The sequence below is a fragment of the Actinoallomurus vinaceus genome (assembly GCF_039542055.1).
Taxonomy (GTDB): domain Bacteria; phylum Actinomycetota; class Actinomycetes; order Streptosporangiales; family Streptosporangiaceae; genus Actinoallomurus; species Actinoallomurus vinaceus.
Genome location: NZ_BAABHK010000018.1, coordinates 77,750 through 102,642, shown reverse-complemented (window position 1 = coordinate 102,642; position 24,893 = coordinate 77,750). Strand labels below are relative to the sequence as shown.

At 69.0% G+C, this 24,893-nt stretch carries 21 protein-coding genes; 11 read left to right on the top strand and 10 right to left on the bottom strand.

Annotated features, from left to right (window positions below; genetic code table 11):
- Nucleotide 1 precedes the first annotated feature (1 nt).
- Nucleotides 2–1,771, bottom strand: a complete 1,770-nt coding sequence (locus ABEA24_RS43525; protein ID WP_345439801.1) for a sigma-54-dependent Fis family transcriptional regulator — start codon at nucleotides 1,769–1,771, stop codon at nucleotides 2–4.
- 239 nt (nucleotides 1,772–2,010) lie between these two features.
- Nucleotides 2,011–2,202, bottom strand: coding sequence for a hypothetical protein (locus tag ABEA24_RS43520; RefSeq protein WP_345439799.1), 192 nt, complete (start codon nucleotides 2,200–2,202; stop codon nucleotides 2,011–2,013).
- Between the two features lie 215 nt (nucleotides 2,203–2,417).
- Here ABEA24_RS43520 and ABEA24_RS43515 point away from each other — a divergent pair, with 215 nt between their 5' ends.
- Nucleotides 2,418–3,233 (top strand): transporter substrate-binding domain-containing protein, encoded by an 816-nt coding sequence (locus ABEA24_RS43515; RefSeq protein ID WP_345439797.1) that lies wholly within the window; start codon nucleotides 2,418–2,420, stop codon nucleotides 3,231–3,233.
- Between the two features lie 43 nt (nucleotides 3,234–3,276).
- On the opposite strand, the gene ABEA24_RS43510 is transcribed toward ABEA24_RS43515, so the two are convergent.
- A complete protein-coding gene (locus ABEA24_RS43510) occupies nucleotides 3,277–4,098 on the bottom strand; it encodes a DeoR/GlpR family DNA-binding transcription regulator (RefSeq protein ID WP_345439795.1) in 822 nt (273 codons plus the stop codon).
- A gap of 263 nt (nucleotides 4,099–4,361) precedes the next feature.
- Here ABEA24_RS43510 and ABEA24_RS43505 point away from each other — a divergent pair, with 263 nt between their 5' ends.
- The 7 genes from ABEA24_RS43505 (at nucleotide 4,362) to ABEA24_RS43475 (ending at nucleotide 12,273) form a co-directional block, all read left to right on the top strand.
- Entirely contained in the window at nucleotides 4,362–5,441 is a 1,080-nt protein-coding gene (locus tag ABEA24_RS43505) for a substrate-binding domain-containing protein (protein ID WP_345439793.1), read from the top strand.
- Nucleotides 5,442–5,507: 66 nt separating this feature from the next.
- A complete protein-coding gene (locus ABEA24_RS43500; RefSeq protein ID WP_345439791.1) occupies nucleotides 5,508–6,353 on the top strand; it encodes an ATP-binding cassette domain-containing protein in 846 nt (281 codons plus the stop codon).
- Complete coding sequence (locus tag ABEA24_RS43495; protein WP_345439789.1) at nucleotides 6,346–7,590, top strand: sugar ABC transporter permease; 1,245 nt, start codon at nucleotides 6,346–6,348, stop codon at nucleotides 7,588–7,590. Before ABEA24_RS43500 ends, ABEA24_RS43495 begins: the two co-directional genes overlap by 8 nt.
- Nucleotides 7,591–7,620: 30 nt before the next feature.
- Entirely contained in the window at nucleotides 7,621–9,111 is a 1,491-nt protein-coding gene (locus ABEA24_RS43490; RefSeq protein WP_345439787.1) for an FGGY family carbohydrate kinase, read from the top strand.
- Complete coding sequence (locus ABEA24_RS43485) at nucleotides 9,108–10,640, top strand: FGGY-family carbohydrate kinase (protein ID WP_345439785.1); 1,533 nt, start codon at nucleotides 9,108–9,110, stop codon at nucleotides 10,638–10,640. Before ABEA24_RS43490 ends, ABEA24_RS43485 begins: the two co-directional genes overlap by 4 nt.
- Nucleotides 10,637–11,263 (top strand): histidine phosphatase family protein, encoded by a 627-nt coding sequence (locus tag ABEA24_RS43480; protein WP_345439783.1) that lies wholly within the window; start codon nucleotides 10,637–10,639, stop codon nucleotides 11,261–11,263. Before ABEA24_RS43485 ends, ABEA24_RS43480 begins: the two co-directional genes overlap by 4 nt.
- Nucleotides 11,260–12,273, top strand: a complete 1,014-nt coding sequence (locus ABEA24_RS43475) for a 2-hydroxyacid dehydrogenase (protein ID WP_345439781.1) — start codon at nucleotides 11,260–11,262, stop codon at nucleotides 12,271–12,273. The genes ABEA24_RS43480 and ABEA24_RS43475 overlap by 4 nt, the downstream gene beginning before the upstream one ends.
- 721 nt (nucleotides 12,274–12,994) lie before the next feature.
- Here the strand turns inward: ABEA24_RS43475 and ABEA24_RS43470 are convergent.
- From ABEA24_RS43470 to ABEA24_RS43445, 6 genes are all read right to left on the bottom strand, one after another.
- Entirely contained in the window at nucleotides 12,995–15,121 is a 2,127-nt protein-coding gene (locus tag ABEA24_RS43470) for a hypothetical protein (protein WP_345439779.1), read from the bottom strand.
- Nucleotides 15,122–15,532: 411 nt separating this feature from the next.
- Complete coding sequence (locus ABEA24_RS43465; protein ID WP_345439777.1) at nucleotides 15,533–15,970, bottom strand: NUDIX hydrolase; 438 nt, start codon at nucleotides 15,968–15,970, stop codon at nucleotides 15,533–15,535.
- Nucleotides 15,971–16,178: 208 nt separating this feature from the next.
- Entirely contained in the window at nucleotides 16,179–16,736 is a 558-nt protein-coding gene (gene cyaB, locus ABEA24_RS43460) for a class IV adenylate cyclase (RefSeq protein ID WP_345439775.1), read from the bottom strand.
- A 60-nt stretch (nucleotides 16,737–16,796) separates the two neighbouring features.
- Nucleotides 16,797–17,879: an aldo/keto reductase gene (locus tag ABEA24_RS43455; RefSeq protein WP_345439773.1), complete on the bottom strand. Its 1,083-nt coding sequence runs from the start codon at nucleotides 17,877–17,879 to the stop codon at nucleotides 16,797–16,799.
- Nucleotides 17,880–17,893: 14 nt separating this feature from the next.
- Entirely contained in the window at nucleotides 17,894–20,029 is a 2,136-nt protein-coding gene (locus ABEA24_RS43450) for a B12-binding domain-containing radical SAM protein (RefSeq protein WP_345439771.1), read from the bottom strand.
- A gap of 195 nt (nucleotides 20,030–20,224) precedes the next feature.
- Nucleotides 20,225–20,542, bottom strand: coding sequence for a hypothetical protein (locus ABEA24_RS43445; RefSeq protein WP_345439769.1), 318 nt, complete (start codon nucleotides 20,540–20,542; stop codon nucleotides 20,225–20,227).
- Between the two features lie 367 nt (nucleotides 20,543–20,909).
- Between ABEA24_RS43445 and ABEA24_RS43440 the strand changes: the two genes are divergently transcribed.
- Complete coding sequence (locus ABEA24_RS43440; protein ID WP_345439767.1) at nucleotides 20,910–22,202, top strand: NsdA family TPR-like regulatory protein; 1,293 nt, start codon at nucleotides 20,910–20,912, stop codon at nucleotides 22,200–22,202.
- A 9-nt stretch (nucleotides 22,203–22,211) separates the two neighbouring features.
- Entirely contained in the window at nucleotides 22,212–22,592 is a 381-nt protein-coding gene (locus tag ABEA24_RS43435; RefSeq protein ID WP_345439765.1) for a hypothetical protein, read from the top strand.
- Nucleotides 22,593–23,071: 479 nt separating this feature from the next.
- Here ABEA24_RS43435 and ABEA24_RS43430 read toward each other — a convergent pair whose 3' ends face one another.
- Nucleotides 23,072–23,806, bottom strand: coding sequence for a hypothetical protein (locus tag ABEA24_RS43430; protein WP_345439763.1), 735 nt, complete (start codon nucleotides 23,804–23,806; stop codon nucleotides 23,072–23,074).
- Between the two features lie 116 nt (nucleotides 23,807–23,922).
- Here ABEA24_RS43430 and ABEA24_RS43425 point away from each other — a divergent pair, with 116 nt between their 5' ends.
- On the top strand, nucleotides 23,923–24,858 hold the full coding sequence (locus tag ABEA24_RS43425) for a helix-turn-helix domain-containing protein (RefSeq protein WP_345439761.1): 936 nt from the start codon (nucleotides 23,923–23,925) through the stop codon (nucleotides 24,856–24,858).
- Nucleotides 24,859–24,893 lie beyond the last annotated feature (35 nt).

Below are 24,893 nucleotides of genomic sequence, written 5' to 3'. Positions count from 1 at the left end.
CTCACCGCGCGTCGACGAGGATGCCGTAGGTGCTGATCTTCCGGTAGATGGTCGCCCGCGAGATGCCCAGCAGCTCGGCCGCCGCGGCCTTGTCACCGTGGGCGTCGTGCAGTGTCCGGATGATCGCGTCGCGCTCGAGGGACTCCCAGGGGGTGAGCACGCGCCGGCTGGTCACCTGGCACGCCTCGGGCAGGTCGCCGGGCTGGATCTCCCCGATCCGCCTGCGGGTCAGCGCGAATCGGAGCGCCTGCTGGAGCTCGGCGACATTGCCCGGCCAGCTGTAGCGCAGCAGCACCCGCATGGCCGCCGGCCCGCACGACACCGACCCGCTGCGGGAGAACCGGCGCAACAGGACCGGTACGAGGGCCCGCACGTCCTCGATCCGGTGGCGCAGCGCCGGCACGGTCAGCGTCACCGCCAGTCTGCCCAGCAGGTCGGCCGGCGGCTGGGCCTCCAGGTACGTGGTGGCGACCACCCAGGGCCGGCTCTGGTGCCCGGCGGCGGTGTCCATCCATTCGAGGAGCGCCGGCAGCGCGTCGCGTGGGTACCGCTCCGGGTAGCGCAGCACCACGGTCGCCCCCGGCGAGTCGATGGTCGCGGTCATCCGGCGCAGGCAGGCCGTCCGATCCTCGGCGAGGTCGGTCGGTTCGACCACCATGAACGGGCTCGCGGGCCTGCAGTCGCGATGGACGGCTTCGGTGACCGCCAGTTTGCCCACCCCCGGCTCGCCTTCCAGGAGCACCCAGGAACGGTTCCCGCAATGGGCCTCCAGCTCGGTGCACACCTGACGGAACACCGGGGACGTGCCGGCCACCGTGAGCCGGGGAGGCCGGACCGGGTGCGGAGCCGGCTCGGCGTCCGGTACCAGCTTGATCTCGACGAGGGCGCCGGCTGCTCCGGTCCGCGCGTCGACCGGGTGTACGCGCAGGGTCGCCGCCTCCCCATGGGCCAGCGTGACGCGGCCGACCAGTTCCCGACCGGCCTGCGACACCTGTTCGACCTTGTCCCGCACGATCGTCTGGTCGGAGGGCTCGAGCAATGTGGCGGCGTTCCGGTTGGCGATGATCAGATCGTCGCCGACGGTGAGGACGGCGCCGCCGCGTCTGCTGAGGACGAGGAACTCGGTGAGCATGGCCCGTTCGCGCTCCGAGCCGAGCTCCAGCAGCCGCTGTTCGATGTCGTCGGCGGCACCGCCGGCCAGAGCGGCCATCAGGGGATTGGAGTCCTTGACCCAGCAGGTGAGGTCGACCAGGCCGACCAGGCGTCCGGTCAGACGGTCGCGAATGGGCGCTCCGGCGCACGCCATCGTGTGCAGTCGTTCGGAGAAGTGCTCGGTGCCGACGACGGAGTAGACCTGGCGCGCCTCGATCGCGGTCCCGATGCCGTTGGTCCCGACGTACTCCTCTCCGTAGCCGAAGCCAGGGGCGAGCCGGAGGTTGTCGAGGCGCGCGGCCAGGGAGCCGCGTTCGACCCGCCGATCGAGGATCCGGCCGTGGGGGTCGGTGAGCAGGAGACTGATCGCGGTGCCGGACAGCCGTTCCTCGAGCCGGTCCAGCACGGGCTTCGCGGCGTGGATCAGGCGGCCGTCGGTGTCGAGGTCGTCGGAGTACGGCGGATCGAGGCGGTCGCTTGCGACCCCGGACAGCCGTGAACGCCGCCACGACTCGACGATCCCGGTCCGTACGGGCAACTGCGGTACGTCCTCCGCCGCCAGGAAGGACTCTCTGGCCTGCGCCACCATGCGGCACAGGTCATCGCTGAAGTCGATCACTACCGGTCCCCCGGCGCTGGTAGTGTCCGTTTCCTCCAGACTATGTCTTCAGCGTCCCGGTGGCGGAAGCCCGCCGCGACGCCGTAGCGCGCTCCCGGGCAGGGCTGATGTGGCGGTTCGGATCCTGGAAGCGGGCCGCGTCGCGGACGCGCCCACACGTGTGGCGGCCCGGACGCGGAGCGTCTCGGGCCGCCGTGAATTCGGGGTGCCGGCCTCGGCCCGTTTTCCGGGCCGGAGGCTCAGCGCCGTCCCACGCCACCGGTCGGGCTGCCGTCGTCCATCGGCGCCATCAGCGGGGTCGGGAACGCGCCGAGCGATACGACCTGGGTGTGGGTGCCAGTCGTCGGGAGACTGGCGGCTGCGTACGCGGGCTGGGCGACGATGGCGGCGGCTGCCGCCAGGCTCAGCGCTGCGATCGTCTTCTTCAGCATCGTGATCTCCTAGATGCGTTCGGGGCGGCCGGTCGGCCACGACTCCAGAACACCTCGCCTCGCCGCCGTGGGACGTCTCAGCATGAGACAAAGGCGCCGAGGCGGATCATCGGTGCTTCCGTGTGATGATGATCTGCCCGGACGCGTGCCCGGCACGACGCGGTGCGGACGCGCGGCTCGGCCCTCCGTCCCCACTCCGGAAGCAGGAACGATCCGTGCGGCGTACCACCACGCTCTCCGCCCTGGCCCTCGCTCTCGTCACCGCCGTCGGCGGTGCCGTCTTCACCACCGCGCAGGCCGGCTCCGCCGCGCCGAACGGCGCCCGCACCCTGCTGGACGCGGTGCCCCGGCGCGGTGTGCTGCGGGTGTGCACCACCGGTGACTACCGGCCGTTCAGCTACTTGGATCCAAAGACGAGCACCTACACCGGCATCGACATCGACATGGCGAAGAACCTGGCGAGCAGCCTGGGGGTGAAGATCAGCTTTGTGCCCACCACGTGGGCGAAGCTCGTCGACGACCTCACCGCGCGCAAGTGCGACATGAGCATGGGCGGCGTTTCGGTGACCCTGGCGAGGGCCCAGAAGGCGTACTTCAGCACGCCGTACCTCACCGACGGCAAGGCCGCGATCGCCCGTTGCGCCGACAAGGACAAGTACCAGACCCTCGACGCCATCGACCAGCCCGGGGTCCGGGTGATCGTCAACCCCGGCGGCACCAATGAGAAGTTCGTCACCGCGAACATCAAGAAGGCCACGGTCATCACCCACGCCGACAACAACACCATCTTCGACGAGATCGTGGCCGGGCGGGCCGACGTCATGATCACGGACGCGAGCGAGACGAAGTACGAGGCGAAGCTCCACCCTGAGCTGTGCGCGCTCAATCCCGACAAGCCGTTCACCTTCGGCGAGAAGGCCTATCTGCTGCCGCGAGGCGACGAGGAGTTCAAGCAGTACGTCGACCAGTGGGTTCACCTCACGACCCACGACGGCACCTACGCGGGCTACGCCGCCGCCTGGCAGAACTGACGTGCGGCAGGCGGGAGGGCCCCGGCCCTCCCGCCCCCGGGCGCTACCAGGGCGGGGGCGTGCCGGATCCGGCGATGTGCAGGGGGACGCTGCGCGCGCGCAGTGCGGCCAGCTCGTCCTGGGGGGTTTCGGAGTCGACGACGACCAGGTCGAAGGCGGTCAGCGGGGCGAGCTGGTGCAGGCCGTTCTTGGCGAACTTGCTGTGGTCGACCAGCAGGACGCGACGGTCGGCGGAGTCCATCAGCGCCCGCTTCACCGCCACCGTCTCCTGCGACTGGTGGTAGCAGTGGCCGTTGGTGATCGCCGTCGTCGACATGAACAGGACGTCGGCGTGCAGTGATCGGATGGCCTCGCTGGTGCGCAGGCCGAGGAAGGCGTCGTAGGCGGGGTAGTACGCGCCGCCGAGGGCGATGAGGTCGATGCCGGGCTTGTCGGCCAGCAGGTTCACCGCGGCCAGGAAGTTCGTGATCACGGTGAGCGGTCCCCGCGCCGGCAGCAGCTCGGCGACGGCCAGGCCGGTGGTGCTCTCGTCGATCATGACCGACGCGCCGGGGGAGACGAGGTCGACCGTCGCGTGGGCGAGCTGCCGTTTGGCCTCGGCCATCGCCTGCAGGCGATGCCGCACGTCGCCGTGGTAGATCGCGGACGGCTGCGCGGTGGCGCCTCCGCGGATCTTGCGCAGCCAGCCCTCACTCTGCAGGGCGTCCAGGTCGCGGTGGATGGTCATGACGCTCACGTCGTACGTCTCCGCGAGGCTCTTGACGTGCACGAACCCTTCGTCCGCGACGCGCCTGCGGATCTTCTCCCGCCGGTCCCGCGCGACCTCGGCATCGCTCGCGGCCGGTGCCGTCGCGTCCTCTGCCACGTGCGCTCCTCGACCCCGATGTGATGTCGATGTGAACGTAACACACGCATGACCGTCCGTGCGAGCGTGTAAAACACGACAAAAACGGCGCTACCGGCGCTGGCGCGCCTCCTTCGTCACGTTGCTTAACGCTCCTGGACGTTAAAATCTCTCAGATACTTGACACAGTTCGGGCGTCGGGTGTTTCGTTCGTCACCTCGACAGGCGGTTCGCGCGGGCCGCCGTGCCTCCTCGCTCCCGAACCTTCGGAGGAGAACGTGACAATGTTCCGCCCCAGAACGGTCGCCGCGGTCACGGCCGCCCTCACCCTGCTCACCGCCGCCACGGCCTGCGCGTCCAAGGGCTCCGGTGGGGCCGGCGGATCCGGCGACGCCAAGAACGCCAAGGTCGCCTTCCTCATGCCGGACATCGCCTCGACCCGGTACGAGCTGTACGACGCGCCGCTGTTCAAGGCCAAGATGAAGCAGTTGTGCCCGGGGTGCACGGTGCTGTACCAGAACGCCGGCGCCGACGCTTCCAAGCAGCAACAGCAGGCCAGCTCGGTGCTGGCCCAGGGGGTCAAGGCCATCGTCATCGACCCGGTGGACTCCGCGGCGGCCGCCTCGATCGTGCGGACCGCGCAGGCGCAGAAGGTCGCGGTGATCGCCTACGACCGGCCGATTCCGGCCATCAAGGCCGACTACTACGTGTCGTTCGACAACCAGAAGATCGGCGCGTCGATCGCCCAGTCCCTCGTCGACCACCTCAAGCAGACCAAGGCCACGGGCGGGATCCTCGAGGTCAACGGATCGCCGACGGACGCCGCGGCCGGTCTGATCAAGAAGGGCATCCACAGCGCCGTCGACCCCAGCGGACTCAAGCTGCTCGCCGAGTACGACACGCCCAACTGGGAGCCGGCCAAGGCGCAGGACTGGGTGAGCGGGCAGATCAGCAAGTTCGGCAAGGGGCAGATCGCCGGCGTCGTCGCGGCCAACGACGGTACCGGCGGCGGCGCCATCGCCGCGTTCAAGGCGGCCGCCGCGCCCGTTCCCCCGGTGACCGGGAACGACGCCGAGCTCGCCGCCGCGCAGCGGATCATCGCCGGCGACCAGTACAACACCATCTCCAAGCCGATCAAGATCGTGGCGGAGGCCGCGGCCAACGTGGCGAACCAGTTCCTGCAGGGCAAGCCGCCCGCGGGACAGGCCACGCTGTTCAACACGCCGTCCCAGCTGTTCACCCCGACCGTGGTCACGCAGCAGAACATCGGTCAGGTGCTGCTCGGCCCCGGCGGCGCCCTGAAGGTCTCCGACGTCTGCACCCCGACGTACGCGGCTGCCTGCGCGAAGCTCGGCATCAAGTGACGGTCCGCCGGCCCCGGCCCACCGGACCGGAGCCGGCGGCTTCGGCCGTATCGACGAAGGATCAGCATGTCCTCATCGCCTTCCCAAGCGAGCCCGCTGCTGTCGCTGCGGGGCATCAGCAAGACCTTCGGTGCCGTCGCCGCCCTGACGGACGTCGACCTCGACGTCTCGGCGGGTGAGGTCGTCGCCGTCGTCGGCGACAACGGCGCCGGAAAGTCCACCCTCGTCAAGGTGCTGTCGGGGGTCCACCAGCCCGACGCGGGATCCATCACGTTCGAGTCGCGTACGGTCACGGTCCCCAGCCCGGCCGCGGCGCAGCAGCTCGGCATCGCCACCGTCTTCCAGGACCTGGCGCTCTGCGAGAACCTCAACGTGATCGAGAACCTCTTCCTCGGCAGGGAGCTGCGGGCGCTGCGCCTGGACGACGTCGCCATGGAGGTCCGCTCCCGCGAGCTGCTCCGCCGGCTGTCGGCGAAGATCCCGAAGCTGTCCGTCCCGGTCGCGGCGCTGTCGGGCGGCCAGCGGCAGACCGTCGCGATCGCTCGTTCCCTGCTCGGCGACCCCAAGATCGTCATCCTCGACGAGCCCACCGCGGCGCTCGGCGTCGCCCAGACCGCCGAGGTCCTCAACCTGATCGACCGGCTGCGCGAAGGCGGCCACGGAGTGATCATGATCAGCCACAACATGGACGACGTGCTCTCGGTCGCGGACACGGTGGCCGTGCTGCGCCTCGGCCGCAACAACGGGGTCTTCGACGCGATCGAGGCCTCGACCGAGCAGATCGTCACCGCGATCACCGGGGCCGCCGACAACGCGGTCACCCGGCGCAGGAGGCGCGCGCGCCGCGCCGTGTCGGCACCCGCCGGGGAAAACGCCGTGTCGGGCGTCAAGGAAGGGGCCGACCATGAGTGACCTGGGCACCGCGCCGGCGCTCGCCGAGCCCGAGCAGCCGGAGCCGTACGAGCCGGAGGAACCCGGCGGCCTGCGCGCGCTGACCTCGCGCTTCCGCGGCGGCGACCTCGGCGTCCTCCCGGTCGTGGCGGGCCTGGTGGTGATCTGGACGGTGATGCAGTCCCTCAACAGCGTCTTCCTGTCGAGCACCAACCTGGTCAACCTGACCCTCGAGTGCGCGCCGGTCGGCGTCATCGCGCTCGGCGTCGGACTGATGCTGCTGGTCGGGCAGATCGACCTCTCGATCGGCTCGCTGAGCGGAATGGCGGCGGCCCTCACCGCCATCCTCTTCGTCGATCAGGGCCTGTCGCCCTGGCTGGCCGTGCCCGCCGCGGTGGCGAGCGCCGCGGTCATCGGCTGGCTCTACGCGCAGGTGTTCAACCGGCTCGGCGTGCCCAGCTTCGTCATCACCCTCGCCGGCCTGCTCGGCTTCCTCGGCGTGCAGCTGTGGGTGCTCGGCAGCAAGGGGGCGATCAACCTGCCGTACGACTCCGGGCTGGTCACCTTCGCCCAGCTCGACTTCCTGCCCCAGTGGCTGTCGTACGCGCTGGTGGTCGTCGCGGCGGGCTGGCTGTTCGCCGCCGGATACCTGCGGGCCAGGGCGCGGCGAACCGCCGGGCTCCGCGCGGCGTCGCTGCGCGGTCTGGTGCTGCGCAGCCTCGTGCTGCTCGTCGGCCTCGGAGTGGCGGTGGGGTACCTCGGCCAGACCCGTGGCGTGGGCTGGATGTTCGTGCTCTTCCTCGCGCTGGTGCTGGCGACGCACTACGTGCTGACGCGCACCAAGTTCGGCAAGTCGATCTACGCGGTGGGCGGCAACGTCGAGGCGGCCCGCCGGGCCGGCATCAACGTCAAGGCGGTGTACACCTCGATGTTCGTGCTGTGCACGACGCTCGCAGCGATCGGCGGCGTGCTGGCCGCGGCCCGCCTCGCCGCGGCGAACCAGAGCACGGGCGGCGGCGACGTCAACCTCAACGCCATCGCCGCCGCGGTGATCGGCGGCACGAGCCTGTTCGGCGGGCGCGGCAACGCGTTCGCTGCGCTGCTGGGCATCGTGGTCATCCAGTCGATCTCCAGCGGGCTCACCCTGCTCAACCTCGACTCCTCCTTCCGCTACATGGTCACCGGAGCGGTGCTGCTGCTCGCGGTGGCGCTGGACGCGGTGGCCCGGCGCTCGCGCGCCTCCCACGGCCGCGCCTGACGACATGACGAGATCGGGAAGGAAGTAGCCATGGCGGTGGTCTGCGTCGACGCGGGCACCACGATGATCAAAGCGGTCGGCTACGGCGACGACGGCGCCGAACTGGCGGTGGAACGCCAGAACACCACCGTGCGGCACCCGGCGCCCGGACACGCCGAGCAGGACCCGGCCGAGGTCTGGCAGGCGGTCGTCCGCGGCATCCGGCGGGTCCTCGAACGGCTGGACACACCCGTGAGCCACCTGGCCCTGACCGCGCAGGGCGACGGGTCCTGGCTGGTCGACGCGGCGGGAACGCCGACCGGGCCGGCGATCCTGTGGAACGACGGGCGGGCCGGCGCGATCGTCGAGCGCTGGGCGCGCGACGGCGTCCTCGAGCGCGCGTTCCGCCGCAACGGGTCGCTGACCTTCGCCGGCCTGCCCAACGCCATCCTCAGCTGGCTCCGCGAGCACGATCCGGACCGGCTCGCGCGCTCGGCCGCCTCCCTGACCTGCGGAGGCTGGGTCTTCCTGCGGCTCACCGGGGAACCGGTCGCGGACCTGTCGGACGGCTCGGCGCCGTTCATGGACATCCGCGAACGCCGCTACTCCGACGAGCTCCTCGCCCTGTACGGGATGGAGTGGGCCCGGCCGTTGCTGCCCGAGCTGCGCGGCGACGGCCGGCGCGTCGGCGAGCTGACCGCGTCCGCCGCGGCGGAACTCGGCCTGCCCGAGGGCACGCCCGTGGTCCTCGCTCCGTACGACATCGCGACCACCGCGATCGGCGTCGGCGCGGTCGACGCCGGTCAGGCGTGCACCATCCTCGGCACCACGCTCTGCACCGAGATCGTGCTGGACGAACCCGGGCTCGACGGCGACCCGTCCGGCCTCACCGTGGCGCTCGACCGGCGTTACCTGCGGGCCTTCCCGACGCTCGCCGGCGGCCAGGTGATCGACTGGGCCTGCCGCATGCTGGACCTCGGCGGCGACCCGGCCGCGCTGTCGCGGCTCGCCGAGCGGTGTTCGCCGGGCGCCGACGGCCTGCTCTTCCTGCCCTACCTGTCACCGGCGGGGGAGCGGGCGCCGTTCCTGGATCCCCGCGCGCGTGGATCGTTCCATGGGCTGTCCGTCGACCACGACCGCGAGCACCTGGCCCGCGCCGTCCTGGAAGGGCTCTGCCTGGTGATCCGCGACTGCCTGGCCGCCTCCGGGGCACGGCCCGTGGAACTGCGGGTCAGCGGCGGCGGATCCGCCAGCGCCGCCTGGCTGCGGATGCTCGCCGACGTGACCGGCGTCCCCGTGGTGCGCACCGCGGACGCCGAGGCGGGCGCGCGCGGCGCGTTCATCGTCGGAGCCGTGGCCACCGGCCGGGCCGCCGGCGAGCGCGAGGCCGCCGACGCGTTCATCCGGCCCGGCGACGCCTTCCCACCGGACCCCGGCAACGTCGAGCGGTACGCCCGCCTGTACGAGGCGTTCCTCGAGGTGCGCGGCGCCACCGCGGCGGCCTGGCCGACGCTCGCGACCCTGCGCGGCGGACCGGCGTGAACGGCCACGACGAGGTCTGGCTCGGCATCGACCTGGGCACCCAGAGCGTACGGGTCGTCGCCGCGACGGCGTCCGGCCGGATCGCCGGCGAGGGCGCGGAGCGGCTGACCGACCGGCGTGAGGCGGGCCGCCACGAGCAGGACCCGGAGGAGTGGTGGCGCGCCACCGCGGCGGCCTGCGGTCAGGCCCTCCAGGGCGTACCGCCCGGCGCGGTGCGCGCCGTCGCCGTCGACGGCACGTCCGGGACGATCCTGCTGACCGACGACGACGGCACGCCGCTGACCCCCGGCCTGATGTACGACGACACGCGCGCCACCGAGGAGGCCCGCCGGGCCGACGAGGCCGGCGCGGCGGTGTGGGAGGAGCTGGGATACCGGCGGATGCAGCCGGCGTGGGCCCTCCCGAAGCTGCTGTGGCTGCTGGACCGGCATGCAGGACCCGCCCGCCTCGCCCACCAGGTCGACTTCGTCAACCGGCGGCTGGCCGGCCACGCCGTCCCCACCGACCTGAGCAACGCGCTGAAGACCGGCGCGCACCTGATCGAGGAGGCCTGGCCGACGGACGTCCTGGACGCGCTGGGGGTGCCCGCCGGCACGCTGCCGGAGCTCGTCCGTCCGGGCACCCCGATCGGCGCGGTGTGCGCGGCCGCGACCGAGGCCACCGGCATCCCCGAGGGCACCCCGATCATCGCCGGGACGACCGACGGCTGTGCCGCGCAGCTCGGCGCCGGGCGGTTGACCGTCGGCTCGTGGAACTCCGTGCTCGGGACCACGCTCGTGCTGAAGGGCGTCTCCACCGAGCTCGTGCGCGACCCGTACGGCGCGGTGTACTCGCACCGCGCGCCGGACGGCGAATGGCTGCCCGGCGGTGCGTCGAGCACCGGCGCCGGCGTGCTCGCCCGCGACTTCGCCGACCGCGACCTGCGCGCGCTGGACCGTCTCGCGGCGGGGCACGAGCCGGCGCGCGCCCTGGCGTACCCGCTGGTCTCCGAGGGGGAGCGGTTCCCGTTCGCGGCGCCGGAGGCCCGCGGCTTCCGGCTCGGCGGCACCGGCGACGAGGCCGACGACTACGCCGCCGTCCTGCAGGGCGTCGCCTACATCGAGCGCCTGTGCTTCGACCACCTCGACCTGCTGGGCGCGCCCACCGGCGGCGACATCACGCTCACCGGCGGCGGGGCGCGCAGCGCGTACTGGTGCCGGCTGCGCGCCGACGTCCTCGGGCGGCCGGTGATCGTGCCGGCCAACCCCGAACCCGCGCTCGGCGCCGCCGTCCTGGCCGCCTCACCCGGCCGCCGCGTCGCCGAGGTCGCGGCCGAGATGGTCGCGGTCCGCGAAACGATCGACCCGGGCCCGCGCTCCGGCCGGTTCGACGACGGGTATCTGCGCCTGGTGGGCGAGCTGGAACGGCGCGGCTGGCTGCCCGCGCCCACGGCCGCGCACGCACGCGCACGCACGGCGTCCGAACAGGCGGGGTCCGAACAGGCGGCGCCTGGACGGGCGGCGCCGACTCAGGAAGGAATGCCACGATGACCCAGCTCGCCCTCGTCCGCCATGGAGAGACCGAGTGGCACGCGGAGAACCGCTACGCGGGCATCAGTGACGTCTCCCTGACCGCGCGCGGCCTGGAACAGGCACGGCAGCTCGCCGCCTGGGCCGGGAAGGCGGGGTTCGCCGCGGTGTGGACCTCCACCCTGACCCGGGCGCAGCTCACCGCGGCCCCCTGCGCCGACGCCATCGGCGTACCCCTGAACGTCGACGAGCGGTTGCGCGAACTGGACTTCGGGCAGGCCGAGGGGCTCACCCGTGCCGAGATGCACGAACGGTTCCCCGAGGCGCTGCGGGCGTTCCGCGCCGACCCGGTCGCCGACCACCTTCCCGGTGGCGAGGACCCCACCGAGGCCGTACGCCGGTTCACCGGCTGCCTGTACGACCTCGTGGACCGGTATCCCGGCGACCGGGTCCTGGTGGTCGCGCACACCACCGCGATACGGCTCGCGCTGTGCGAGCTGATCGGGGTCCCGCTTCGCGACTACCGGCGGATCTTCCCGTCGGTGCGCAACTGCGCGCTGACCGAGATCCGCCTGAGCCGCGAGGAGGCCGCCCTGCTGGAGTTCAACACGCCCATCGAGAGCATCCAGGAGCTCACCACATGACCACCCGCCTGCTCGCGGCCGGAGACCACTTCGTCCTCAATCGGCTCCTCATCGACGCCGTACGGGCGCAGGCCCCAGGCGAACTGGAGTTCGCCGAGATCACCCTCGACTGGCCGCTGGTGCCGTTCGGCCGGGTCGCCGAGGTCGACGAGGCGTCCGGCACCGAGGACCAGCTGATCGAGGCACTGGGCGACGCCGAGATCTGCCTCACCCAGATGGCGCCGCTGACCCGCCGGGTCATCGAGGCGTGCCCGCGGCTCAAACTGATCGGGATCGGCCGCGGCGGACCGGTCAACGCGAACCTCAAGGCGGCGGCCGAGCACGGAGTCACCGTCTGCTACGCGCCCGGCCGCAACGCCGGCGCCACCGCCGAACACACCCTTGGCATGATCCTGGCCGCCGCGCGCCGCATCCCGCAGACCCACGCCGACCTGACCGCCGGCAAGTGGCGCAGCGACTACTACCGGTACGACGAGGTCGGCATCGAACTGCGCGGCAGTACGGTCGGCCTCGTCGGCGGCGGAGCGGTCGGCAACCTGGTCGCCCAGATGCTCGACGCCCTCGGCGCGCGGGTGCTCATCCACGACCCGTACCTGACCGAGACCACGGTCGGCGAACTGGTCTCCCTGAAAGAGCTGCTGTCCCGCGCGCAGGTCGTCACGCTGCACGCCCGGGTCACACCGGAGACCACCGGGATGATCGGCGCGCCACAGATCGCCGCCATGCGCCCCGGCGCGATCATCGTCAACTGCGCACGCGGCGCCCTGCTCGACTACGAGGCCGTCTGCGACTCGATCGACAAGGCGCATCTGTTCGGCGCGGCGTTCGACGTCTTCCCCGAGGAGCCGATCCCGGCCGGGTCGCGGCTGCTGTCCACGCCGGGCATCGTGCTGACGCCACACCTGGCCGGCGCCAGCCGGCAGACCGCCGCGAACGCCGCACGCATACTCGCCGAAGACGTCGGCCGGTACCTGCGAGGCGAGCCGCTAGCGTACGCCGCGGAGGCCTGAGGACTGGCCGCTGGTGCCGTTCGGCCGCGTCGCCGAGGTCGACGAGGCGTCCGGCACCGAGGACCAGACCGTGGAACATGGACCTGCGCGCTGCCTTGATCGGCGGCGCGTGCGGGTGGGCTAAATGCTCGCAAAGCAAGGCGATATGCCGCGAATCGCGACATGGCGCAGCTGGCGGGCCGCTTTCACCGAGTATTCGGCGCACCCACGTCGAAGCCGAGAGGGCTCGGTCTAGCGGTCGGCCCCGCCCGCACACAAAGTCGCGGTGTCGATCAGTGGTCCCTGGGGAAACGCAAGATCCGCGACCAGTTTGTGTGCAGACGGGACCGCACCCTCCCGCGACCGGTCAACACGCCGCTACCGGCGCCCGCCAGGTGTCGTGCTGCCACTGCACCTGGCTGGCGCGAGCCGCTAGACCGCCGCGAACGCCGCCCGCATCCTCGCCGACGACGTCGGTCGGTACCTGCGGGGCGAGCCGCTGGCCCACGCCGCGAAGGCCTGACCAGCCGTCGGCCCCGGGCGCGTCACTCGTCTCGAGGGATCGGGTGGACCGTCTCGTAGGTGCACCCGCCTCGACGATCTGTTCGCATCGAGGGAAACAGGTGTTCAAATCCCCTCAGGTTCACTGCTGCTGGCCCGGGGGGGACGGCCTCCCCGGATCCACGATGTGAGGGCTCCGTCCCTGTTGGGCGCGCCGGGGACATGGTTAGGTCGGTCGTGGTCATCCTTGATTGGCGATCACCGATACTTCGAAGATGTGGCGTGGTTTCGCATTTGCATTCTCGCCGCGTGCAAACGTAACTGTGGACTCGTCCGCAGAACCTATCCACGTGCCGAGGAACAGCTCCGGCAGGTACTGCTCCACCGGCACCGCTGCATGACGGATGTCGTTGTAGCCGATGGTGAGACTGTGCTGCCCCAACGCGTCCCGGCCACTGACCAAGGCATGGATCCAGCGTGCGGTCAAGCACACGACCTCTCCGGTCGACAGAACTAGCCAGTAGCCAGCCGACTGTGACCTCTTCAGGAGCGCCACCAACTGAGGCACGTCGATCCGCCACTTCTCATGTAGCGCCGCAGATTTTCCTGCCGCGAACGCCTGAGACTTCTTGATTTGAACAAGCTCAGCCAGCTCGATACGGATATCTGGCCGGATGTCCGCGTTCAGTAGAAGCGCGATGTCACAACCCCACTGAGGCTCCTCGGTCGTCTTGTGGGTCGGTCGATGACTGACCGAGATCGTCCGCGCCAGACGAGACTGCCCACCTGCAATCAGGCGTAGCGAGACACCGCGGAATGCTGCTTCCAACTCGGTGAGCAACACACCGGTGACGTGCTCCTCAACCGCCACGGCGCCTTGGTCCTTCGCGAATTCGCTGAAGCGTGACATGGCTTGCCGAATAGCGTTGGGCAACGTCGCGTCGAGATCTATCGACCCAAGCCATGTTTGGGCGAGCGACGTCAGCGGGTTGGGAAACAACGGCGTGTCGTCGAACGCCTGTGCAGCAAGGTCCGCGAGCCAACGGCGCACATCCTCGCTCGGGGTTGCTACTCCCGCTGTCCGAGCGAGCAAACCCTGGGTGCGATCGCGCACTGCGCGATTCTGATCACTGCGGGCAATCTTCTCAAGAGTGTCCCGCAGCGGAGCGTGTTGCGCCGCGCAGAGGCAGAGGAGGTCGACGACCTGGCTGCCGAGAGTTTTCGCGTGCGTGAGGATCTCACGGGCTGACACCGTCCAGGCTTCTGGAGAAGACTTCACGCGCGAGGACAACCGAGCGAGCACCCCGCGGATTTCGTCCCGATTCTTCCAGGCCTCTTGCTGGTATTCGACGAGCTGCTGGAGATCGGCCCACAGTAGCGCCGTCTCGCACGTTCTGGTGCCTTTGACGGCATCCGGGTCCTTGCGCAGAACCTGAGCGACGGCGTGCGCGGTCCGCGGCAGTCCCGACAGATGCAGCTCATATCCCGCAACCCAGCCAACTTTCAGTGCTTCATGATCGAGATCGGACATAGGCAGCGAGCTGAGGGCCTGGACAAATGAAGTCCTCCACAGCTCTCTGTCGTGCAGTGAGGCCGGAAGGTCGATCTCGATTTCTGAGGCTTCCTTGAAGAAGTCCTCGATTACCAAGGTGTTCTTGGCTGCAGTCCGGGCCAAGGCCGGGTTCAACTCAACGAGTGGGGCAAGGAGACCAAACCGCGTCCACACTTTGCATGGCCAGTGAACCTCGATGAGGTCGTCCAGATCCACATCGCCTATCAGGCGGCGGGCGAGGTCTTCGCCCACCTGTGAGGACCAATCAAACCACGCAAGCGACTGCTCCTCCTCCGGGAAGAAATTGCGGTACCACCGCGCCAGTTGTGTCCAGCGCGAAACCGAGGTACTGCCCAGCTGCTCACCGTCCTTGGTGGTCGATGGATATGACGATGCCCAGCTCAGCAGATGCCGCATGAGTCGCGGATCGTAAATGCAGGCTGCGGCGAGGTAGTCCAGCTCCCCTGCACTGAAACTCCGCACGGCGTTCGGAGCAAGGCTCAGGACCATATAGACGAGTCGGTCAGCGTAGCCTCCGGGCTCGTACCAGGGGAGACTCGGCAGTTCCGGAAGCGCGTCCCGGATTGAGACCCAACACTCGGCAAGCACGTACTCCAGCAGCGATTCCGAAACCTCGTCTCCTGCCAGTCTGTGGAGTATTGCGACCACGGCATCGCTCGAACATTCGAGTCGGGCGCGCAACGCCTCAGCTATGACTGCCCCATGGCGGACAGCGTCGACTTCGGGTGCCGGTCCTTCGACTTCGCCAGCCAGCCACGACACGAACAAATCCCCACTAGCCTCGATGTCGTTCACTTCGCGAGTGCCCCCCGTCGGCTTGGCATCACGACAGTGTCTCGCGCATCGTGCTGTCTTTTCACTGCGAGCTTGCAGTACGTGCGCTGACCAGCAACGCGATCCACCATATGCATGCACACTGGGCGGTACGCGCGATGGCAGGTGGATCGGAAGATCACTGCTCCTGGACACGTCAGGCATGGCGGACGGACTGGCATGACCGCTTGGCTGAACGTGGGGCTGGACATGCGGCTGGCCGGCCTGCGGGTTGACCGGACTCGATCGTCAGCCGAAGCAGCCAAGTGATGCCCGGCACTACATCGCTCGCCGTCGTGTACATCGCCATTTGCCGCCAGTGCGCTCGACTCAATCACCTGGTCGAGGCTTCTGGCCGCCGACTCGGTTCGATGACTGGCGGCGGCCGACTGACTACCAATCGTGGAGTGCGAGAGGCGTGCCGGTCAGGTAGGCGTTGATGCCGGCTGCCGGGTAGTCGATCGTGTTGGAGGGCAGTACGGTCGGGTCGCACCACAGGAGCTTGCCGCATTTATGGGGTTCGGCGTTGTACGGCTCGCCGTCCCAGTGGGCGGTCGCGAAGAACATGCCGACCCGGGCGAGGTCGGTTCGCTGCCGGTGATGGACGACGGTGGCCAGTCGCAGGTCTGTGGGATCGATCCGGACGCCGACCTCTTCATAGGCTTCGCGGGCGGCGCCTTCGGTGACGGGCTCGCCTTCGTCGAGGTGGCCGCTGGGCAGGTGGAGCATGCCGTCGCAGTAGCCGGTGCCCTGGCGTTCCAGGAGCAGGATCTCGTTGCCGCGTTCGAGGATGACGTGGACGTCGATGATCGACCGGTACCGCTCTGGCATACGTCCCCCTATGGTCACCGATGCGTGGGCGACCTTAGCGTCTGGATGGACGTAACGACTTGCCTGGCGAGGAAATCGGCATCGTGCTTGGTCGAATCCAGAATTTGCACAGGAACGCCGGCTGGTGGGTTTGTGGTGGCCCCGGGCATGCCCCGGGCACGTGGTGTGTTGCCGGGGCTGTGTGGCGGTGGCAGGGCGGTGCTGTGACTCAGCGTTCCCGACCGAGGAGCATGTGAGGGTAGCCTCGGTTGATCCGGTCGCCGAGGCGCACGTCGAGTCCGTTGATGAACTCTTGGAGACGTGTGATGGCCTCCTCGGCGCTCTCGGCTTCGCCCTTGAACTCGAACTCGACAAAGCGCCCGGCCTCGGCCACGGTGTCGAACGCGACGACGACCTCACCCGGGACGGTCCATTCCTCGCGAGTCTTGTCCACGGTGACCAGCTTCGTGAAGTCGAGGGCGAGCAGCGTCCGGCGCAGTGCCTCGACGTCCTCGACGGGCGTCTCGTACTCGTCGCAATGCGTCTTGATTTCGGCGTCCTCGGGAAGCCACCGCTTGTAGTTGACCGAGGCTCCGGTGTCGGTCTCGCGGAGACGCAGCCACTCGGAGATCACGGCGGGGGCGAGGAAATCGCGGTGTGGAGTGTTGTAGTAGGTGTCCACCTGCCGTACCGCCGGGCCGCGCTTGCCGCCGCGTTCCTCTAGCTCCTGCTTGAGCTTGTCCGGCTCGGTAAGCGCGAACTTCTGCTCGACCTCGATGTACTTCACTGTCGCTCTCTCCTCGATGGTGGGTGAGCCCGTCCCAGCGGGCAGCCTAGGGACGGCGGGTCATGGTGCGTGGCGTTTCGCCATCCGGGCCGCGAACGCGTCGCGGAGTGGTGCGAGCGATTGGTGCAACCCGGTGATTTCGTCGGCGGTCAGCGGTTCGCCGAGACTCGTGATCGTGGTGTTGATCTGCTCGGCGTCTCGGAAGCCGACCAGGACGGGGGCTTCCGGGTCACGGGCGAGGGCGTAACGCAGTGCGACGCGCGCCAGGTCCGGCACGGTTGCGCCGTAGCGTTCCCGGACGGAGGCGAGGCCGTCGTACACCTCGCGGAGTGCCTTGGGGGTGAACATCGGGTCTTGGCGACGGTGGTCGCCGTGGCCGAACGCACGGATGCGGTCAGGGTGGTGGGTGCCGAGCAGGACGCCTTGTCCGAGTGCCTGCTTGATGATGACGCCCACGCCTTGCGAGTCGGCGAAGTCGAACACGTCGGTCTCGTCGGGACCGTACAGGGGCGACAGCAGGTTGTATCGGACGATCAGGACGTCAGGCCGGATCTCCTCATACAAGCGCAGAAACCGGGCGGCCTCGTGTGCGCGGCGGTCATGGCTCGGGCCGGTTGCCCATTCGAGCGCGAACGTGTGGGGGGCGCGCATCCCGACCGCGCGGACGAGGCCGTGTTCGACGAACGCGCGCATCTGCTTGACGGCGCCCGGAAGGTACTGGTCGCCCTCGCCGAAGTCGGTGGAGTGAAAGAAGTACAGGTCGAGGTAGTCGGTCCCGAGGTTGGCGAGGGCGCGTTCAAGCTGGCGCCCCATCTGTTCGGCCGCGTAGGGGTGGGCGGCCGAGGCGAAGTAACCGACCTTGCTTGAGATCACGACCTCATGCCGGGGGACGCGAGAGAGCAGGCGGCCAAGAAGCCGCTCGGAGTGGCCGAGGCCGTACACGTCGGCGGTGTCATACAGGGTCACGCCCAACTCGTGGGCGTGCAGCAGCCCAGCGAGGGCGCGACCGCTGTCTGCACGGTCCCAGCCGATTGGTACGCCTTGGTTGGTGGCCGGGCCTCCGATCGTCCAGCAGCCTGCGCCGATGGCGGAGACGGGGCGGCCGAGGCCGCGCAGGTGGCGGGTTTCCAGGGGAGTGCTCATGGGTGCCTTATCGGTCAGGTTCCGCAGGGGTCGGCGGCGTTGATCAGACGCCATGTGTCGGTGTTGCCCCAGTGGGCGTGTTCGGCCAGCAGGACGCCGGCCTCGGTCGGTGGGAGGTCGCGGGCGAGGTCGGTCACGGCGTCGTCCACGGGGGCGCGTAGCCGGGTGATGAGGGTGTCGGCGAGTTCCGCGCATGCCTCGTCCAACTCCTCACGGTGGGCGGTGTCGGGGTCGGTGCGGTCCAGAAGGGCGAGCATTCCGCCGAGCAGGTCGTAGCCTGCGCGCTTGAGGATCACGCGCGTGTCCCGGATCGCGCGGTGCCTGTCGCCATCGGCCAGTTTCTCTAGCGACTTGAGGGTGTAGTCGAGGGCGAAATTGCGATCGACCCACAGTTGCGCCCGGTGTGAGAGGACGCCGATTCGCCAGTCGGCGAATCGGGCATCGACGCGTCCCATGGACGGGCGTACGGCGCCGGTCAACCCGGCTGCCTCGGCGGCGTGTGTGTAGGCGGCACCGATGAGGCATTCCATCGAGACCAGCATGTAGCTGATCGCCTCGTGGAACGGCTGTCCGGTGGCGTGCTCGGCCACGAATCCTTCGTCGTGAACCCCCTCGATGATCTCGGCGACGCTCAGGTGTGGCAGGGGGCGGAGGATTAAGTCCGTACGGCCCTGGAACGCATAGGTTGCGCGTAGTTCCTCGGCGTTCATCAGGTGGTCGAATGTGATGTAGGTGAAGCGGGTCGGTACGCCCAGGGCCGACAGGGTGCGCACGGCGAGGGCGTTTTGTTCTCCGGTGGTCTCCTTGTTGAAGCGGTCGAGGATGGAGGTCACGCCGGACTCGACGCCGAACAGGCAGCGACGTAGCCCGTGCTCGACCAACCCTCGCCACATTTGCCCGCGCTCGACGTGCCACTCCCGGTTACGGTCGAGCCGTACGACCTGATCCACACGACACGAGGTTTCCCAGCCGAAGCCGCGCGTGTGAAGCATGTCGGCGACGGCTAGGGCACGCGGGACGGCGTCCTCGTCGCGGCCGATGAATTCCTCATCGACCAGGTACAGCGTGCGGGAGATGTCGGGGCGCTCGTCGAAGACCTCGGCGAACGCGTCGAGGACCCAGCCGAGCGCATCGGGAGCGGCGCCCGCCCACGTGCCCTTATGTCCGCGTGGGCAGAAGGAGCAGAAGTTCGTGCAGCCTCGGGAGGTCTCAAGCTGGGCGACGCCCCGGTACTCGAACGTACGTGGGAGAAGATCTAACTCGGGCCAGATGTCGGGACGTGTCCGGTTGGCGACCGTGGCTGTGTGGCGTGCGCGCCCGATGGTCAGTGTTCCCTCGCCGCGTGCCGCGCTTCGGTAGCCGATGCCGCGAATCTGGTCGCGGTCGAGGTCGCCGTGCCAGTGGGCGAGCACGTCGGCGATGGTCGTCTCGCCCGCTCCGCGTGCCACGAGTAGGTCAGGGTGGCGGTCCAGGAGCAGCCGTTCGTTCCGTGCGGTCAGGCTTCCCCCGACCACGACCAGCCGATTGCCCTCGTCCGAGGTGATCTCGTCGAGGAGGGACAGCATCAGGTCGTGTTGTCCGAAGGTCGCCGAGATCCCCACGATGTCGGGCCTGTCGGTCGTGATCCGCTCGATGATGTCGCCGAGGCCGACGCCGAGTTGCATGTCCATCAACTCGACGCGCCCGAGCAACGTCGCCCGCGCCGCGCGGGCGAGATCGGAGATGCCCAGCGGGAAGCGGGGCAGGGGGAAGTACTCGGGGTGGTACAGCGCGGCCAGCAGCAGCCGGGGGCGCGTGAGCCGCTGCAGCCCGGCCGGGGTGATGTGCACACTTGAAATCCACGAGGCTGGCCGATCCAGCGTCAAGGTGGCCTCCGCCCATGTCGGCCACTGCCGGGTTTCGTGGGGCGCCCCGGACAGGTCAGCCGCCGTCCACCCGGGGTGTCCGGCGTTCTCGATGAACACAAGCCGGCGGTCCAAGGTTCCAGTGACGACCGCGCGAACGCCGAGCCTCTGCTGTAGAGCCTCGGACAGCGAGCCGGGGTCGGTCAGGCGTACGGCGCCGAGATCGGCCGTCGTGCCTGTCGCGTGCTCGGCCGCGAACAGCAGCCGGTCGCGGGGGCGGGTCATGGTCGGGACTGCGCTGGTCATGAGCGCGCTCCTTTGGCTTCCATAAGTTGGCGCAGGGAGTCGGGTGTCCGCGCCACCTCGATTCGGTCGCGTCCGCGCACCCCAACCCAGAGCGAGGCGCGAGGGTCGTACAGAAAGCCCCAGTTCGGGAAGTCGCGCCGAAGCCGGGCGAGCCAGTCGGCGGGTCCGGGATGACTTCCTCGACGGCGAGCCCGATCACGACCGCACCGTGAGGACGCGTTCGATCGCGGACACGGCGTCCTCGATGTCGTCGGCAGGGCCGAGCACGTCGCCCCACGACCAAACCAGCGACCATCGCTCGTCGAGGAGGTCGCACGTGAGGTCTTCCTTAAGGTCCGGGGCGGTGGGATTGACGATGCGCAGGACGGCCGGGCCGGAATGCGTCGCCTGCCTCACCTGTGCACGGAGGTCCGTCTTGGCCTCGACGGCCTCGCCGAGGCGTTCCAAACGGCTACGGCGCGGGTCGGCCGGTCGGGGCGTGCTGGGCGCAGGGGTGACACGGGCAGCGTGCATGACGGGGGTGTCCTTCCGGGAATTCCTGACGAACGCGCCCGTGTCGGGCGCACTGATGCCGTAGGGCTCACAACCGCGTCGGGCTCTGTGACGGTTCGGTGGGCTGGTCGAACGGCACTTCGCGGACGCGGGTAGGCATTGGGTTCGGTGGTGGAGGCGGGGCATCCGGGGGGCTTCTGGTTGGGTCTCTCGGCTCTCTTCCAGGGAAGCCGGGCGGACGCCTTCGCCCCAGAGCATCCGTGGCGCGGTGCTGGTGCAGTCGTGGGGCATCTCTGGTGCATTCGCGCTGCATCGCCGATTCACGTCTTACGCTGACCTTGGCAAACCCGACGACGGCGAGTCGGCTTCATCGCGCGGAGGACCTTCGATGACGGCAGCACGACGGCCCCGGCTGGCCAAGCGCCGGAGAATGCGCGGGTTCACTCAGGAGTCGCTTGCCGCCGCGCTCGGGGCGGACCGGTCCACCGTTGCCCGATGGGAACGCGGGCAATGTGACCCTCAGCCCTACCACCGATCTAAGCTCTGTGAACTCCTCCAGATCAGCCCGGACGAACTGGACGAACTACTGACCATCGACGCGGCAGGGATGCAGGTCCATGCGTCGCCCGCTCAAAGACGGGTGCTCCAGGGCCGCGTTATCGCCGCCACGGTGGTCACACCCGATGTCGGCTCTGATGAACTGGAGGACATGAACCGTCGGGAGTTGCTTCGTCTGCTGAGCATCGCGGGAACGCTGGTCGCGATGCCTAACCCCGTCACCGATGAGCATGCCGACGACTCCGAACACATCAGCCAGTACGAGCAACTGAACTCTCACCTGTGGCAGGTGTATGCCCTGTCGGAGTCCAAGCGGACCGTGTACCCGGTCGTACGGCAGCAGCTCGACTTGCTGACCGGAAGTCTCCACCGTGCGCACTCGTCCGCCGCACACAAACGACTCTGTGTCGCAACTGGCGATCTCCTCCAACTCGCCGGAGAGATCTTCTTCGACTCCAACCGATATACCGACGCCGCGCACTGTTACAAGCTCGCGGCCGACGCCAGCAAAGAGGGCGACGCGTTCGACCTGTGGGCATGCGCCTTGGCCCGACACGCCTACCTCGGCTTGTACGAACGCCGATTTGAGGACGTGACGCCAATCTTGGAGGGGGCCGCCCGGGTCGCCCGACGAGGTGACGGGCAACTGTCTACCCGGCATTGGGTCGCTGCGGTGCAGGCGGAGGCGTACGCCGGGCTGGGTGACCTTGACGCGTGCCAACGCGCCCTAGACGAAGCCGAGCAAGTGAAGGCGCTGACCAAGCCTGTTATGCCGGGCGGTTGGCTCCGCTTTGACGGCTCGCGGCTGGCTGAAGAACGCGGTACCTGTTACGCCGCCCTGGGGCGGGCTGACTTGGCTTCGGAAGCGCTGGCCAAGGCTCTCGACACGGCCACATCGCCACGCCGACGCGGAAGCATCCTGGCCGACCTTGCCGCCCTGGGCGTACAGACCAGAGACCTCGATCGGGTCCTTAATTACGGAGGGCAAGCCATCGAACTGGCCGAACAGACCCGATCGTCGGGGTACATCGGGCGCAAGCTCCAAGGATTGCGGACCCAACTCGCCCCACTGTCGTCCGACAATCGGGCGGCTCAACTCAGCGATCGAATCGCTCAACTCTAAGGACACGATATGCAGCCACAGTCGGACACTCAGCAGAGCGAACACGGCCGCATCTTCCGAGAAGCATGGATCGCCGGAGTGCGCAAGCACTACCCGGGCGACCCCAAGCCTGGATACGTCGCCCCATGGGACGATACCCCCGAGTGGGAACGCCAAGCCGCAAGCGCAGTCTACCGACAAGTGGCTGATTTCGTCGCAGTGTCCGGCGGAGCAACCGCCAAACTCACCCGAGAGCAGAAGGGCCGCTTTGTCGCGCTGTGCTGGATAGCCCAGATTCACAAGCACATCCCCGAACCGAAACCGTCCTACGTCGCGGATTGGGGCGCGCTTCCGGAATGGCAGCAACAGACCGACATCGATATCTTCGAAGCGATCGAAAGCCGCGCTTGATTATCGCGGTCTCCCCTCGGGCCGTTCACATCGTCTGTGGGCGGCCCTTGCGATTGTGGCGGAGGTGAGACGCCCCGCCGGGAGCAACCAGCGATACCCGTTCTGGCAACTCGTGTTTCAGAGAAGCGTTCGCGAGCGGCGAAGCGGTGATTCTGGTCGTGCCGCGTTCGGCCTCTTCCCCGAGGAGCCGATCCCGGCCGGGCTGCGGCTGCTGTCCACGCCGGGCATCGTGCTGACGCCTCACCTGGCCGGCGCCAGTCGGCAGACCGGCGCCAACGCCACCCGAATCCTCGCCGAGGACGTCGGCCGGTACCTACGGGGTGAGCCGCTGGCTCACGCCGCGAAAGAGCGATCGCCAGTCGGCAGCGGCGCGCGCTTGGGAGAGGACCCGGCCGCGTCGGCCTCTCACCGATGCGGTGGGTTCCCGCCGATCGCCGGGGCTCTCGGTAGGTGCGGATGCCATCGCACACGGCCCGCATTCAGTTCGACCGTCCGAAAACGAATCTCGACAGGGACGCGCGGTATTCGTCGGCCGACGGAGTCGCATAGACCTTCGCCCTGGAGTAATCACCGCTGACGAAGGCGGAGTTTGGGCAGATCGGGCTGGCGGGGACTATCCTGGCCGACCCCACCTGGTGCCTGGTGCGCGCTTCAAAGATCTTAATCTTGTAGGTTGCGGTGTACAGCCGCATGATGCCTCTGTTGTAGTCGCAATCGGCGCTGGTGGCGACCTCATCATGTCGTTCGGCGCAGGCCACCAACTGGACTCGGAGTGCGTTCGGCCCGCTTCCGCCGGGCGCCACATCCTTGCCGAAGACGCCGAGCCGTACCTCGTTCATTCCCAGCATCCGCTGATCCTCCTGCGCGTACAGGGCGATCGGGTGAGGTGGCGGGCCGGTGAAGTGTGCGCTCTCAGGGTGATATCTCTTCCTGCTGCAAAGGTCCTCGAGACTGCCGCCGGCCGTGGTGAGAGGCGAGATGCTCCGGTGCGGCTGCAGCGGACGGATCAGCACGGCGTAGATGATCACGATGAGCGGAATCAGGAAGACGCCCGCCACCAGAGCCCGAAGCCGTATTTCTCCGGGACCGTACACGAGCCCGCGGCGGGAAGAATCGTACCTGGTCACGTAGCGAATCGACCTCCCTCGCGCCTGTCCCAGCGGCAGCCCGCTGCGCCCGGCGGCATCGATAAAAGCGTTGCGGTCCGGCGTCATGTGGGTCAATGAGCGGCGGAAGAATGGGATAACGGGACGCGGTGGTCATCTTCCACCTGCTGAAATACCATCCCCCATGGGATGCGCCGCCAGAGGCGAGAGGAATCACGTGTGAGATGCCCGGCACGACGGAGCAGGAGGAGTTCGCCGACTACCTGCGCCTGCTGAAGAACCGGACCGGCCGTAGCTACGACGCCCTCGCCGCGCGGCTGGGCATCAGTTCCTCGACGCTTCACCGTTACTGCTCCGGGCATCAGGTGCCGCCCGAGTACGCCGTGGTCGAACGAATTGCCCGGGAATGCGGAGCCGATCGACAGGAACTGGCCAGGCTCCGGCATATGTGGGTTCGCGCCACCGAGGCACCCGGGAATGCCCGCGACGCGGAGCCCGGCCCGGCGCGCGAGCCATCGGTGGCCGAGGCGTCGAGCGCCGGCGGGGAACCACCGTCGGCGTATGCCACGGACCCCGGCGCGCCGCCGCCGCCCGGCCGATCGGCGTCGCGTCGGCCGATCGTGGTGATCGGCGTCGTGGTGTTGCTCATCGGCGGCCTCGGGGCATGGTGGGCGGCAGGCGGTCCGGGCGCGAGCTCCGCGCCGTCCCCGACGAGGCCGGTAGGCGCCGCCACGGCGCGCTCGTCGCCCGCCGGCACGACGACGACCACCATTCAGGACACCGCGATCGGGACCGGCGTCGGCACCGTCCAGTACACGGGGAGATCCTGGACCCGCTGCGGCGACGGCGGCGGATGCGTGACCACGCCGGATCACTCCTACTACTTCGGATACCGAGTCGGCCAGGGCTACACGGTGCGGTTCCGCGGCAGCCGGATCAAGGTGTACGCGCCCACCGACCTCGCCGGCGGCATCGCCCGCGTGACGGTGGACGGAAGGCCGGCCGGAACGGTCGACTTCCGCGCGCCCGCCGCCGTCAACGGCCTGCGCTGGACGTCGGCGAACCTCGCCGACGGCGACCACGAGGTCACCTTTACCATCAGCGACACGGACCGCCAGGACAATGTGGTGCTGTTCGACCGGGCTGAGGTCACCGCATGAGCTTTACCCGGACCGGGTCGCCGTGCTGCGGACGC